We start from the raw sequence: 13199 nt of genomic DNA, 5'->3' as shown, positions 1-13199 counted from the left end.
GGTTTTTGGTCTTTGGGTCGGCTTAGCCGGCCAGTACCTGGGTCACCCAGGGCAGCATCTGCTTCTTGCGGCTCAGGAAGCCGGCGAAGGTCAGGCTGTCGCCGTTGGCAGCCTTGAGGGTGTCGGCCAGAGGGCCGGCGACCAGCAGACGGGTCTCCTCGGAGCGGATGTTGGTCAGCATCAGTGCCGCCAGATCCAGGCCCTTGTCGGCCACACGCTGGTTCATCACCGCCTGCATCTCTTCGAGGGCGTGCTCCACCTGACCGTAGTCGGCCAGCTCCAGCTGACCCAGGGTGGTGGACTTGCCGGCGATCTCGTAGTTCTTCACGTCCTTGTCCAGCAGCGCTTCGGTGGACAGGCCTTCGACGTTGGTCTTGGCTGCCAGCAGGTCGGCCAGGAAGGCTTCCACCTGCACATCGGCCAGAGGGGCCAGCAGCTCGACGATCTCGGCGTCACGCTCGGTGGTGGTGGGGGACTTCAGGCCCACGGTGTCGCTCAGCAGGGCACCCAGCATCAGACGGGCGATGGGCTGAGTGATCGCCACCTGGTGGATGGCGAACAGCTCGAACAGCACAGAGGCGGAGGAGCCCAGGGGCATCAGCCAGGCTTCCAGGGGGGCGGCGCTGGTCAGGGTGCCCAGACGGTGGTGATCGACGATGCCCACCAGGTCGGCGTCGTTGATGTCGTCGGGGGCCTGCTCGGCTTCGCTGAAGTCCACCAGATAGACCTGCTCCCCTTTCAGGGGTTTCTCCAGCAGTGGCGGCAGCTCGGCGCCGGCGAAATCGAAGATGAACTGAGTCTCACGGCTTACTTCACCCAGGCGGAAGGGGGTGGCGTCTTTGCCACGAGCGGTCAGCCAGTGGGCGGCAATCACGGCAGAGCTGACGCAATCGCTGTCGGGGCTCTTGTGGCCAAATACGTTGATCATTTGGGGGATCCTTTTCACTACTGCGGCCCCACAGCGGGCCTGTTCCGGATAGAGAGGCGGCTACTATAAAAATCCCCGCCAGGCGTGTAAAGCCCGGCGGCGAAATCTATAGGCCAGTAGAGGTCAGCGCTGCGGTTTCAGGTACTCAAGAAGCAGCTCTGCGGCGGGTGTCAGGCGTCGGCGTTCATTCCAGCCAACGTAGAAGCCGGAGTTCAGCGATTCCCCCTCCCAGTCGAGGGCCACCAGTTCGCCCCGGCTGAGCTCTCCCTCAACGGAGATGCGGCTGATGGCGCCGATGCCGGTGCCCAGCCGGGCACAGGACTTGATCGCTTCGATGCTGGTGAACTCCATGCGGTTGCCGTTGTAGGCACCGGCACGAATCAATGCCCGCTCGAAGCGGTTGCGATAGCTGCATCCGGGTTCGGTCAGCAGCAGGTTTTCCCCGGCCAAATCGGCGGCAGTCACCCTGACTTGACTGGCCAGAGGGTGGTTGGGGGCGGCGATCACCACCACCTCCTCCTCGCCCAGATGACGGCTGGTCAGCCCCTTCAGCTCGAACGACTCCTCCAGAAGCAGGGCGATGTCTACCTGACCACTGAGCACTTGTGTTTTCAGCAGCTTGACGCTTAGAGGCTGGACATTAAGCCGGATCTGAGGGTGATCACGCAGGAAGCGGTCCAGAACGGCGGGCATCCTGTAGGTGAGCAGGGTTTCATAACCCGCCAGGGTGACCTCACCGGACAGTTGGCTGCCCTGTTTCACGGCGTCCTGAGCTTCCTGGCGAAGCGTAAACAGACGATCCGCATACTCTAGCAAAGTGGCCCCCGCCGGTGTGAGCTCCACTCCACGGCCGTTTCGGGAAAACAGCTGGGTGCCGAGCTGGGATTCCAATGTCCTGATCTGGTTGGTGATCGCGGACTGCACATAGCCCAACTGATGAGCTGCCTCGCTGAAGCTGCCCAGCCTGGCGGCGGCGCTGAAGGTTCTGAGTTGTTTGAAGTCCATAGATTTCAGTTCTCAAAGAATGATATCTGAATGCGCAATCCATCATTTTACAAGAATGATGATGGCGCAGACAATGGCCATCTGTGTGGATTATTTCGGACCGTTTTATGAATTCCCAAGCTGTCAGAGGTCTTATCTGTGCCCTGGCCTGTATCCTGTTGTGGGCGGCCATTCCGGTGGTGGCTCGCTTCGGCCAGGCCAGCCTGGATCATCACCAGTTTCTGTTCTGGTCCAGCCTGACTTCGCTTGCGGCGCTGTTCGTCGTCGGCCTGGTGTCAGGGCGCATCCGTTGGCTGGCCGCCTACGACAGACGGGAGTGGCTGACCGCCACCGGCCTGGGGTTTCTGGGCACCTACCTCTACTATCTGCTGCTCTATCTGGGGTATCGCCAGGGGGAGAGCATGGAGGTGCTCATTGTGCAGTACACCTGGCCGGTGATGATTGCCCTGTTGGCGCCACTGCTGTTGAAGGAGAGTTTCAGTGGCAGGCAGGGGGTGGCAGTGATGCTGGGGCTGATGGCGGTGGTGCTGGTACTCAGTCGGGGTCAGCTCTCCAGTCTCTCCTTGGCGCAGCCCATGTTGCTGGCTTGGGTGGTGCTGGGGGCCTTTTGCTTTGCCCTGTTCTCCGTTTTGAGCAAAAGGATCACCCTGGAACCCGTGTCTCTGACCCTGGTCTACTTTGCTGTCGCAACCCTGGCTTCTCTGGCGGGGGTGTGCCGCTACTCCTCCATTGCTCTGCCTGACACCGGTGCCTGGCCCTCGATAGTGGTCAATGGGGTGTGGATCAATGGCCTCTCCTATCTTATGTGGCTGTTTGCCCTGCGCACCCTGAGTGCGTCTTTTCTGGCCACCTTGACCCTGTTTATTCCTCTTGTGGCCGCCGGCTACCTGGTGCTGCTGGGGGACCCGTTTTACCTGGTCTATGGACTGGCTCTGGGGCTGAACATGTTGGCGGGCTGGCTGGTATCAAGCCGAAGATCGGCCTCGGCACATAGTTATTAATATTTAGCTTTATATAGCTTTTGGGAATATAACAGTCGAAATGGCGTTTGATGGCTGCTGCCCTGGCGACCATGATGATCCCCTGAAATAGCGCAGAGGATCAGGTGATGAGACAGGGGGCATTGTGGTTGCTGTTGCCGCTGATGGTGGTGGTGGCCCTGACCACGGATGGGATGATCAGGGCGACACTGGAGCTGCTGGGCTTCGCTGCCGTGCTGGCGGTGGTGCTGGGCGTGTCAGGCGATAAGGTAAAGGAGTGACACCGAACTGATGGCCAGCCACAGGCCAACCCCCAACATCAGCGGCCGCGGCCCCGCCTCTCTCAGTCGGCGGGCGGTGATGCCACAGCCAATCAGGAACAGGCAGACCACCAGCAGCCGTTTACTGGCCCAGAATACCCCCTCCCACACCGGCGCCATCTGTGGCAGCAGATGAGCCACACCTATGGCCACACAGTAATAGAGAATGAACATCGGCACGCTGAGTTTGCGGCTCTGACTGCGAAACGCCAGCGCACTGAGGAAGGCCACCGGGATGATCCACAGGGCCCGTGCCAGCTTCAGGGTGGTGGCGGTGATCAGTGCCTGGTCCCCGAAAGCACCGGCGGCCCCCACCACCGAGGAGGTGTCGTGGATGGCGATGGCGCTCCAGATGCCGAACTGCTCCTGAGTCAGTCCCACCCAATGGCCAATCACTGGAAACAGGAACAGGGCAACCGAGTTGAGTACGAACACGGTCCCTAGGGCCAGAGAGACCTGCTTGCTGTCGGCGTCGATGGCCGGTGCCACCGCGGCAATGGCGCTGCCGCCGCAGATGGCGGTGCCTGAGGCGATCAGATGACCGGTCTTGCGGTCCAGTTTCAGGGCCCGGGCCATCAGGGTGCCCAGGGCCAGGGTGCCGAAGATGGTGACCACGATGATGCCCAGTCCCGCCCGGGTGGCCTCGATGGCCTGGTCCAGCTGAATGCCGAAACCCAGGCCGACGATGGAGAAAGCCAGCAGTTTCTTGGCCAGGGCGCCGGTGTTCACCCCTTTGGGGGTGGCGCCCAGACTGGCGGCCACGATGCCCAGCACCAGCGCCATGGGCGAGCTGATCACCGGCAACAGGCAGGCCAGGGCTGTGAGCCAGAACAGGGCGTGCAGGGGGCGGGAGAACAGTGTTGGGCTGGGGCGTGACATCAATGGGATCTCATCGGTGAAAGCCGCTCAGTATAAGCAGATGGTCAGACAGTGATGAGATCCCGATCACGCTTTTGTCCTGTGTGATGCTCAATGTACCTGGGAAGCGGGATGTAACCTCTTCCGGCTAAAAGTTACTGTTTTGTGGGTTTTGAGCGAACAAGCGGTCTAAATGCCAGTTTTTTAACTTTTTACTGGCGTTAGAAACAGATTCTGTTATAGGCTGTAACACACAGATCGTTACCCGCACTGGGTAACAGTAGAGGCGCATCGCCTATCAGTATCTCGATTTAGGGTGACACCCGATGAGGTCGAGAGAAAGGAGTCGATGCCGAAGTGGCAGGGGCGTCATCCCCGGTCGCTGGGGCTGTATCTAACAGGTGCAGCACTGCCATGGTAAATCCCAAACGGATATTGGGGATTAAATTTACTGTGGAGCGCTACTGAAGGACGTCGTCACCCTCATTCACGCCCGGGTGACGTCCGTGGCATATCGCCACTGTCAGCAGCCTCCATCGTACTTATAAGACAAAGAGAAACGATGGCTTTAATCAGTTACGCCGATTCGGCACTTTCCATTTTGCCTCCCGTGGCCGCCATTGGCCTGGCGATTGTGACTCGCAGAGTGTTGCTCTCCCTGGGTCTGGGTATTCTGCTGGGGATCGTCATGCTGGCGGACTTCGCCCCCTCGGTGATTCTGTCCGAACTGACCTCCCGCGCCGCCGGTCTGGTGTGGGACGGTGACGGCTTCGCCAGCTGGAACCTGTATACCCTGGGTTTTCTGATGACCATGGGGATCCTGATGGCGCTGATCTCCGTGTCCGGTGGCACCCGGGCCTTTGCCCAGTGGGCCCGTCGTCGCATCCGAGACCGTCGGGATGCGCAGCTGATGACCCTGTTCCTTGGGGCGGTGATCTTCATCGATGACTATTTCAATGCCCTGCTGGTGGGCAACGTCGCCCGGCCGGTCACCGATCAATACGGCATCTCACGGGAGAAGCTGGCCTACTGCATCGATTCCACTTCGGCGCCTGTGTGTGTGATCTCCCCCATCTCTACCTGGGGTGCTTACATCATGTCTCTGCTGGCCGCATTGCTCGCCAGTCATGGGCTGACCGAGATCACCGCCCTGTCTCTGTTTGCCCAGATGATCCCCTTCAACCTCTATGCCCTGACCGCCCTGGCCCTGCTGTTGTGTGTGGTGTATCTGCGTCTGGACATCGGGCCCATGGCTGCCGCAGAGCGCCGGGCCCAGGCCGGTCAACTCTGGGATGCACAAAAGGGCACCCCAGCCGGTGAAGATCTGGGTCTGGAGCAGGCCCGCAGCGGCACTGTGCTGAACCTGGCTGGTCCTCTGGTACTGCTGGTGAGCCTGGTGGTGGGTCTGATGCTGTTCTCCGGTGACATGGCGCTGGAGGCCGCCGGCGAACCCTTTGCCCTGATTGCCGCCCTGGAGAACGCCGACGGTGCCTGGTCCATGGCAACCGCCGGCAGTATCACCATAGTGATCACTGCCTTGGGGATGATTGCCCAAGGGGTATCTCCGGCGCTGATTGGCCGGGCACTGCTCAAGGGGATGCACTCCATGCTGCCCGCGGTCTACATTTTGCTGATGGCCTGGAGCATCGCTGGGGTCATTGCCGACCTGGAAACCGGCAAGTACCTGGCTGGTCTGGCTTCGGAAAGCCTGCCTCAGCCTCTGCTGCCGGCCCTGGTGTTTTTGATCTCCGCCGCTGCGGCATTCTCCACCGGCACCAGCTACGGCACCTTTGCCATCATGTTGCCCATCGCCGCCAACATGGCGTTGGCCCTTGAGCCAGCCCTGCTGGTGCCAGCCCTGTCTGCGGCTCTGGCCGGTGGGGTGTTCGGCGATCACTGCTCACCCATCTCCGATACCACCATCCTCTCCTCTACCGGTTCCGCCTGTCATCATATGGACCATGTGGCCACGCAGTTGCCCTACGCGGTGATGGCCGCCGGTCTGGCCCTGGCAGGTTACCTGGTACTGGGCTTTACTGGCTCTGTGGCCGCCGGATTGCTGATCAGCTGTCTGGGACTGATGGTTCTGGTGGGGCTGCTGCGCCGCCGGGAAGGTGGAGAAGACCACTACCAAACTGAAGGGGCTTGATATGGACTACTTCAACTACAGTGACGGGCAATTGATGGCGGAATCGGTTCCGGTGGCGGAAGCCGCCGAACGATTCGGCACGCCGTGTTATCTCTACTCCCGGGCCACTATCGAGCGCCACTGGCACGCCTTCAGCGACGCCATGGGCGGGCGGGACCACCTTATCTGTTACGCGGTGAAGGCCAACTCCAACCTGGCCATCCTCAACCTGATGGCCCGTATGGGCTCCGGTTTCGACATCGTCTCCGGTGGCGAGCTGGCCCGGGTGCTTCAGGCCGGCGGCGATCCGGCCAAGGTGGTGTTCTCCGGGGTGGGCAAGACTGAGGCGGAGATGCGTCAGGCACTGGCGGCGGGCATTCTCTGCTTCAACGTAGAGTCTGAGGCTGAGCTGGAGCGCCTGGACAGGGTGGCCGGGGAGATGGGGGCGCAGGCCCCGGTGTCTCTGAGGATCAACCCCGACATCGATGCCAACAGCCACCCCTACATCTCCACCGGGTTGAAGCAGAACAAATTCGGCATCCCCTGGGAGCGGGCGGTGGCGGTGTACCGGCGGGCCGCAGAGCTGCCCAACCTGAAGGTGACCGGCATGGATTGCCACATCGGCTCCCAGCTGACCGAGGCCCGTCCCTTTGTGGAGGCCCTGGAGCGGCTGTTGGGGCTGATGGACCAGTTGGCTGAGGAGGGCATCGACCTCGAGCACCTGGATCTCGGCGGTGGCCTGGGGGTGCCCTACACCGACGAGACTCCGCCCAGTCCTGCAGACTATGTGAAGGCGCTGCTGCCCAGCCTGGGCGGGCGTCAGCTCAAGCTGATCCTGGAACCGGGTCGGGCGATCATGGCTAATGCGGGTATCCTGGTGACCAAGGTGGAGTACCTGAAAGCGGGCGAGGATCGCGATTTTGCCATCGTCGATGCCGCCATGAACGACCTGCTCAGACCCAGCCTCTACGGTGCTTGTCAGCAAATTGTGCCGGTCACTCCCCGTCAGCAGGAGCTGCGGGTGTACGACATCGTTGGCCCGGTGTGCGAAACCGGCGACTTCCTCGGCAAAGAGCGTAGCCTGGCGCTGGCCGAAGGGGATCTGCTGGCGGTGCGTGGTGCCGGTGCCTACGGCTTTACCATGGCGTCCAACTACAACAGTCGCCCCAGGGTGGCCGAGGTGATGGTGGACAACGAGCAGTTGCACCTGATCCGTGAGCGGGAACCCCTGGAGCTGCTGTGGCAGGGGGAGCACACCCTGCCAGTCTGAGGCCGACCCTAAAAGCCCGCTTCTGCGGGCTTTGTGTCGACAGCCCCCCCCCGCTTAGATCGTGTGCCCCCTGTTCGCACCTGTGGGGTGATGGTACCGTTCTCTTGGGCTTTTCCCGGATGCGCCGCGACATCGTCAGGACAACCGCAGGTGACGGAGCGCCGCTGCACCCACCCTCACCAAGGAGTACATTGATGATATTTACCCCCTTCATGCTGGGAAGCCTCCCGCTGGCCAACCGCTTTGTCATGGCTCCTATGACTCGCGCCCGCACCGACCAGCCCGGAGACAGGCCAAGCGAGCTGATGGTGAAATACTATGGCCAGCGGGCCGGCGCAGGGCTGATCATCACCGAGGGGGCGCCCATCTCCACCGTGGCCCGAGGCTACTCGCTGACCCCGGGGATCTACACTCAGGCACAGATCGATGGCTGGAAGCGGGTGACCGATGAGGTGCACGCCAAAGGCGGAAAGATCTTCATCCAGTTATGGCATGTGGGGCGCCGCTCCCACGCCAGCATTGCCGGCGAGCAGCCGGTGTCACCCTCGGCGCTGAAGGTGCCAGACCGGGTATATGGGCCGCTTCCCCAAGGTGGATTTGGCATGATCGAGACCGGTGAGCCGCGAGCCATGACCCAGGAGGATATCGACGCCACCATCGCCGATTTCACCCAGGCTGCCGTTAACGCCATGGAGGCCGGATTCGACGGTGTGGAGCTCCATGGTGCCCATGGCTACCTGCTGGAGCAGTTTCTGTGTCGCTCCAGCAACCAACGCAGTGACTGCTATGGTGGCGGTCAGGAGAACCGACTGCGCTTTCTGTTGGAGGTGATCAAGGCGGTGACCTCGGCGATCGGCGCAGAGCGCACTGCCCTGCGCCTCTCCCCCTACGTCGGCGGAAGTGGGGGGCTGGATCCGGAACTCCCGGAGCTGACCCTCAAGTTGGTGGCGGCGTTAGCCCCCCTGGGGCTGGCCTATCTGCACTTGTCAGAGGGCGGCGGCAACGGCACACCGGACCGCTTCCGTGAGCAGTTGCGAGAACGTTACCCTCGGCCGATCATGGTGGCCGGCAACTATACCCTGGAGAGTGGTCAGGCGATGCTGAACAGGGGGCTCGCGGATCTGATCGCCTTCGGCCAGCCTTTTATCACCAATCCGGATTTGGTTCGTCGCTGCCGTGAGGGACTGGCGCTGACACCGGTGGACGATGCCGCTCAAGCCACCTTCTATGGTGGTGGCGCCGAAGGGTATACCGATTACCCCATCGCCTGAGTGGATGAGGCACATCAAAAAGCCCGCTGTCGCGGGCTTTTCTAATTAGTCGTAGATGGTGGGGATCGGCTGGCGCTTGTGCTGGGTGGCTTTGTAGATGCCGATGATGCGGGCCTCCACTTCCGGTGCCACCTGTTTGCCCTCGAGGAAATCATCAATCTGGTCGTAGCTCAGTCCCAGGGCCACTTCGTCTTCCAGGCCAGGGCGATCGCACTCCAGATCCGCTGTGGGCGCTTTCACCACCAACTGCTCCGGGGCCCCCAGGTAGGTGGCCATCTTCCGGACCTGGCGTTTGTTCAGGCCGAAGATCGGCACCAGGTCGCAGGCGCCATCACCATGCTTGGTGTAGAAGCCGGTGACGTTTTCGGCGCTGTGATCGGTGCCGGCCACCAGGCCGCCCACCAGGCCAGCGATCTCATACTGGGCCACCATGCGCATCCTGGCTTTGACGTTGCCCTTGGCAAAATCCACCTTGTCCTCGCTGGGCAGTTCAATGCCGGCTGCGGTCACCGCGGCCAGGGTTTCGGCGTGAATGCCATCGGCGCCCGCCTTGATGTTCACTTCCACCTGCTTGCTGGGCTGGATAAAGCGGCAGGCCATCTGCGCCTCATCTTCGTCTTTCTGCACGTCGTAGGGCAGGCGCACGGCGATAAAGCGATACTCTGGCGTTTCCTTACCCTCATTGAGGCCATCGACGGCCAGCTGACACAGGCGGCCGGTGACGCTGGAATCCACGCCCCCACTGATCCCGAGAACGATGTTCTTACATCCCGATTCCCTGAGTTTCCCCTGGATAAAGGCGACCCGGCGCTGAACCTCAAACTCGGGTTCGATGGCCGCAAGTACTTTCATCTCTCGTAGGATCTGTCCTTTCACTGTGTGCTCCGTTGGCAGGCTGGTAATAGCTGGATAATTTAGCATTGCCATCCCGGGGGCGAAAGCTCACAGCTGCTGTAAGCCGTGGATTTGGGCGTTTGCATGAGTTTGGTGCATTGAGTCACTGTCACAGTGCAGCTATTGGGTGATGACGCGCATCATTGAGTTGGCGTGGTGTGATGGGTGTCACAAATTGCCGTGTGAACACATCAGCAAAACTGATGTGCTGTATCAAAAGGGTTGTGAGGTTATCGGGCGCTGGGCAAGCGGGAGAGCAGTTGTTTTGCTTCGTGGCGGATGCACTCACGAACCGGGTTGTCTGCAGAGTCTGCGCGCCAGACGAAAGAGAGGGTCCGGGTCATGTCCAGCCCAGGGACTTCCAGTGCCACCAGTTCGCCGCTCTCCAGTTGAGCGGCCACATCCAGATAGGGCAGACAGCTCAGGTAGTAGCCTTTGGTGACCATGGTACGCAGCACTGGCACATGTTCATATTCGCGCCAGACATCCAGTTCGGAGACCAGGCCGTGAATGGCGCTGTCGAAGATGCGCCGGGTACCGGCTCCCTGCTCACGAAGCACCCATTTGGCCTGCTCCAACTGGGCGGCACTGATCTGCTTCTGGCGGGCAAAGGGGTGATGTTTGGCGGCGATGATCACCAGGTGGTCGTCGCACCACACTTCGTGACAGATGCGACTGTCGTCGCAGCGCCCCTCGATGATGCCGATGTCGTACTGGTAACTCAGCACCCCCTCGATCACCTTCTGAGTGTTGTGCACCGTCAGTTCGATGCGGATCTCGGGGAAGTCGCCGTCGATGCGGCTGATGAGTTCGGGCACCAGGTGTTCGGCGGCGGTCTGACTGGCCCCCAGCTGAATTTCACCGCTGATCAGGTGTTGGTCGTAGAGACCCAGTTCAATCTGACGGGCATCGTGCAGCAACTGTTTGGCTCGCGGGCGCAGCCAGTTGCCCCAGTGGCTGAGGACCATGCGCTTGCCCTGTCGTTCAAACAGCGGCCGTCCCAGAGACTTCTCAAGCTGAGACAGAGACATGCTGGTGGCCGACTGAGTCAAAGAGAGGGTCTGAGCGGCTTTACTGACACTGCCGAAATCGGCAACGGCATTGAATACCGCCAGCTGCTTGAGAGAGAAACGCACCTTGATGGCTCCGGTTCGAAGTTAATCCAGTTCTGCAAGCATTGAACCACAGTTAACTGGCTTTATAAATTTCACTGAATAAAACTGGAGGTCACATCAATAAATTCCTCCACATGAGAGGTAATATGTGGGAAAACAGGAGTTAATAGAAAGAGATTTGTCGTAAAGGAAGCGGCGCCCTGACTGGGAGTTGCGGCGCCGCCAGCAACAGGAGGTGCCCTATGCCCCAATCTCTGACTGTCGCCAGCGTCATGCACGATCCCGAAGTTGTGCTCCATCCCGATACCGATGCCGGGGATGCCTTGGATAAACTGCTCGAGGCGCGCCTTGGGGCTGCTCCGGTTATCGATGCCCATGGCCGCCTGGTGGGGGTGCTCAGCGAGCATGATCTGCTGCTCGATCTCTGGTACCACGACTATGAACCACAGCAGTGTGCTCAGGTGTGCGAATTGATGCAGCGTAAGGTCACCGTGCTGACCCCCAGAGACGACCTGCTGGCCCTGGCAGAGCGCATCTGCGTGGACCCCAATACCCTCTACCCCATCGATGGCAATGGCAGTGCCGTGACCCTAAGCACCATGCCTTTGAAGGAGCGAGCTCGCGAGGGGCGCTCCTGGCACCCGCGTCACTTTCCCGTGGTGGACAATGGCCATCTGGTCGGGATGGTAAGCCGCCGGGATCTGGTGGGGGCGCTGCGCCACCTTTATCGACGCTCGGCCCATTGAGGGGAATCAGGTCTCGATACTGAGCACCTGATACGCCGGAGTCTCGTAGGGGTGGGCCCGCTTCAGTGCCGAGATCACCTCGGTCTGCAGGGACGCCTGGAAGACCAGTTCCACCTTGTATTCCTCTTCCCGGTGAACCTGCTCGCCGCTGTGTACATAGGGATCGGCCCCCTCCAACGGCCGGAACTGGCCCATGCCGCTGGTGTACCAGCAGCAGCTGTCGTAGTTGCCGATTCGGCCGGCCCCGGCATGAAACAGCGCCTCCAGAACAGACTCAAGGTGAGCTTTGGGAACGTAAAATTCCAGTTTCTTCATTGTCTTTCTCACTATGGGGTATCTTGTTACTTTAGCGTAATCGGGGCTGAATCTGCCAAGGAGTCAAGGTGATATCGAGTGTGACGGTGAGAATTGTGGCGGGCTCCATCGCCGTCTACCTGGGGGTGGCCGGGGTGCTGGTTGCCTTTGGCACAGCCTCCTTGCCCGATACCGAAGCTGAGTCCCTGGCCTTCGATGAGCTCAGGCTGGATTACGCTGCCCTGCCAAAATTGCAGGGCTTTAACGCCAGAGATGGCACTGAGCTGAGCTACCGGTCTTACCCTGCAGACTCCGAATTGGTGCTGGTGCTGCTGCACGGCTCAGGCTGGCACAGCCGTTATCTCTATCCCCTGGCCAATCATCTGAGTGACAACGGCATTGCTCAGGTGGTGACCCCGGACCTGCGAGGCCATGGAGAGCGGCCCAAGCGCCGCGGAGACATCGACTACCAGGATCAGCTGGAGGACGATCTGGCGGATCTGTTGGCAGAGCTCCGCAGGCGTCAGCCCCAGGCCAGAATCGTCGTGGGAGGGCACTCCTCCGGTGGCGGCCTGGCGATTCGTTTCGCCGGAAGCCAGTATGGCAACCAGGTGGACGGCTATCTGCTGCTGGCACCCTTCTTAAGGTACGACGCTCCGACGGTTCGGCCCAACTCCGGCGGCTGGGCCCGCCCCTTTACACCGAGGATCATCGGGCTGAGCATGTTCGAGAGGGTGGGCATAGACCGCTTTTCCCACCTGCCGGCCATTGCCTTCGACATGCCTAAGCCCTATCGAGATGGCACTGAAACCCTGACCTACTCCTACCGGTTGATGATGGGTTTTGCTCCCAGACACTACCGACAGGATCTGGCCGCCATCAGCCAGCCCACCCTGTTGTTGATAGGCAGTGAGGATGAAGCCTTTGTTGCCGAGCAGTTCAAGCCGACTGTCGAGCCCCTGCTCGAAGCCGATATCCGGGTGTTGCCTGGACTCAGTCATATGGGGGTGGTGGTGTCCGAGGATGTTCGGTCTGTGGTGGAGACCTGGCTCGGGCAGCTTCCGCCCCCTTAGTCATCGGCCGGTGTTGCCGGGTGCTGACCATCGCCTCCATTCGCCAATCGGCTAAAGCACGGTGGCTGGCTCTGCTTTTCATGATCGGCTGAAGGCGCAGCCACTGAATCGTCTGGCCAATGAGCGTCAGCCGCCGCCGCGTCCCCGGGCGACAGCTTGACCCTCTGCCAAGTCGGCTTCAGGGCGTTGTTAATGCTGGATGCCCAGACCTTTATGGTGTCCGGGAGCCTGATTTATTTCTGTGCACCGTCAGATGTGACTGGTATGGGAGACTCGGGTTGGCCGTCGGCCTCTGTTCCCAGGCTGCGGCTGATGGC

General features: G+C 60.9%; 13 protein-coding genes and 1 riboswitch. Of the genes, 7 read left to right on the top strand and 6 right to left on the bottom strand.

Going from position 1 to position 13199, the window contains the following annotated elements:
* Positions 1–22: 22 nt before the first annotated feature.
* Both G505_RS0110355 and G505_RS0110350 read right to left on the bottom strand, forming a co-directional pair.
* A complete protein-coding gene (locus G505_RS0110355) occupies positions 23–928 on the bottom strand; it encodes a manganese-dependent inorganic pyrophosphatase (RefSeq protein ID WP_028109489.1) in 906 nt (301 codons plus the stop codon).
* Between the two features lie 123 nt (positions 929–1051).
* Positions 1052–1933: a LysR family transcriptional regulator gene (locus tag G505_RS0110350; RefSeq protein ID WP_028109488.1), complete on the bottom strand. Its 882-nt coding sequence runs from the start codon at positions 1931–1933 to the stop codon at positions 1052–1054.
* 107 nt (positions 1934–2040) lie between these two features.
* Between G505_RS0110350 and G505_RS0110345 the strand changes: the two genes are divergently transcribed.
* Together G505_RS0110345 and G505_RS23050 are read left to right on the top strand one after the other, a co-directional pair.
* A complete protein-coding gene (locus G505_RS0110345) occupies positions 2041–2934 on the top strand; it encodes a DMT family transporter (RefSeq protein ID WP_035385302.1) in 894 nt (297 codons plus the stop codon).
* A 107-nt stretch (positions 2935–3041) separates the two neighbouring features.
* Positions 3042–3194: a hypothetical protein gene (locus G505_RS23050; protein ID WP_157509162.1), complete on the top strand. Its 153-nt coding sequence runs from the start codon at positions 3042–3044 to the stop codon at positions 3192–3194.
* Here the strand turns inward: G505_RS23050 and G505_RS0110335 are convergent.
* Entirely contained in the window at positions 3171–4112 is a 942-nt protein-coding gene (locus tag G505_RS0110335) for a YeiH family protein (RefSeq protein WP_051216063.1), read from the bottom strand. The genes G505_RS23050 and G505_RS0110335 overlap by 24 nt on opposite strands.
* A 252-nt stretch (positions 4113–4364) precedes the next feature.
* A riboswitch (Lysine riboswitch) is annotated at positions 4365–4563 on the top strand.
* A 90-nt stretch (positions 4564–4653) separates the two neighbouring features.
* Here G505_RS0110335 and G505_RS21280 point away from each other — a divergent pair.
* From G505_RS21280 to G505_RS0110320, 3 genes are all read left to right on the top strand, one after another.
* The gene (locus G505_RS21280; RefSeq protein WP_051216062.1) at positions 4654–6240 is read left to right on the top strand and encodes a Na+/H+ antiporter NhaC family protein; all 1587 of its coding nucleotides are present in this window, start codon (positions 4654–4656) and stop codon (positions 6238–6240) included.
* Position 6241: 1 nt separating this feature from the next.
* A complete protein-coding gene (gene lysA / locus G505_RS0110325; protein WP_028109485.1) occupies positions 6242–7489 on the top strand; it encodes a diaminopimelate decarboxylase in 1248 nt (415 codons plus the stop codon).
* A 194-nt stretch (positions 7490–7683) separates the two neighbouring features.
* Positions 7684–8760 carry an alkene reductase gene (locus G505_RS0110320; RefSeq protein WP_051216061.1) on the top strand — a complete coding sequence of 359 codons (1077 nt, stop codon included), beginning with the start codon at positions 7684–7686 and terminating at the stop codon, positions 8758–8760.
* A 45-nt stretch (positions 8761–8805) separates the two neighbouring features.
* Here the strand turns inward: G505_RS0110320 and nadE are convergent, their stop codons facing one another.
* Positions 8806–9636 (bottom strand): ammonia-dependent NAD(+) synthetase, encoded by an 831-nt coding sequence (nadE, locus tag G505_RS0110315; RefSeq protein ID WP_028109483.1) that lies wholly within the window; start codon positions 9634–9636, stop codon positions 8806–8808.
* A gap of 248 nt (positions 9637–9884) precedes the next feature.
* On the bottom strand, positions 9885–10790 hold the full coding sequence (locus G505_RS0110310; protein WP_028109482.1) for a LysR substrate-binding domain-containing protein: 906 nt from the start codon (positions 10788–10790) through the stop codon (positions 9885–9887).
* Positions 10791–11011: 221 nt separating this feature from the next.
* Between G505_RS0110310 and G505_RS0110305 the strand changes: the two genes are divergently transcribed.
* A complete protein-coding gene (locus tag G505_RS0110305; RefSeq protein ID WP_028109481.1) occupies positions 11012–11515 on the top strand; it encodes a CBS domain-containing protein in 504 nt (167 codons plus the stop codon).
* Between the two features lie 6 nt (positions 11516–11521).
* Here G505_RS0110305 and G505_RS0110300 read toward each other — a convergent pair whose 3' ends face one another.
* On the bottom strand, positions 11522–11830 hold the full coding sequence (locus G505_RS0110300) for a YqfO family protein (RefSeq protein ID WP_028109480.1): 309 nt from the start codon (positions 11828–11830) through the stop codon (positions 11522–11524).
* A gap of 68 nt (positions 11831–11898) precedes the next feature.
* Between G505_RS0110300 and G505_RS0110295 the strand changes: the two genes are divergently transcribed.
* Positions 11899–12882: an alpha/beta hydrolase gene (locus G505_RS0110295; RefSeq protein ID WP_051216060.1), complete on the top strand. Its 984-nt coding sequence runs from the start codon at positions 11899–11901 to the stop codon at positions 12880–12882.
* The last annotated feature ends 317 nt before the right edge of the window (positions 12883–13199 follow it).

The sequence above is a fragment of the Ferrimonas futtsuensis DSM 18154 genome (assembly GCF_000422645.1).
GTDB classification, from domain to species: domain Bacteria; phylum Pseudomonadota; class Gammaproteobacteria; order Enterobacterales; family Shewanellaceae; genus Ferrimonas; species Ferrimonas futtsuensis.
Note: the sequence above shows the minus strand (reverse complement) of the source record. Positions and strands in the feature narration are given on the sequence as shown.

Bases quoted from the DNA above. Each gene is read 5' to 3' on its own strand.
- G505_RS0110350 (WP_028109488.1), bottom strand. From the start codon at position 1,933: ATGGACTTCAAACAACTCAGAACCTTCAGCGCCGCCGCCAGGCTGGGC.
- G505_RS0110345 (WP_035385302.1), top strand. From the start codon at position 2,041: ATGAATTCCCAAGCTGTCAGAGGTCTTATCTGTGCCCTGGCCTGTATC.
- G505_RS0110300 (WP_028109480.1), bottom strand. From the start codon at position 11,830: ATGAAGAAACTGGAATTTTACGTTCCCAAAGCTCACCTTGAGTCTGTT.
- lysA (WP_028109485.1), top strand. From the start codon at position 6,242: ATGGACTACTTCAACTACAGTGACGGGCAATTGATGGCGGAATCGGTT.
- G505_RS0110355 (WP_028109489.1), bottom strand. From the start codon at position 928: ATGATCAACGTATTTGGCCACAAGAGCCCCGACAGCGATTGCGTCAGC.
- G505_RS0110305 (WP_028109481.1), top strand. From the start codon at position 11,012: ATGCCCCAATCTCTGACTGTCGCCAGCGTCATGCACGATCCCGAAGTT.
- G505_RS0110320 (WP_051216061.1), top strand. From the start codon at position 7,684: ATGATATTTACCCCCTTCATGCTGGGAAGCCTCCCGCTGGCCAACCGC.
- G505_RS0110335 (WP_051216063.1), bottom strand. From the start codon at position 4,112: ATGTCACGCCCCAGCCCAACACTGTTCTCCCGCCCCCTGCACGCCCTG.
- G505_RS21280 (WP_051216062.1), top strand. From the start codon at position 4,654: ATGGCTTTAATCAGTTACGCCGATTCGGCACTTTCCATTTTGCCTCCC.
- G505_RS23050 (WP_157509162.1), top strand. From the start codon at position 3,042: ATGAGACAGGGGGCATTGTGGTTGCTGTTGCCGCTGATGGTGGTGGTG.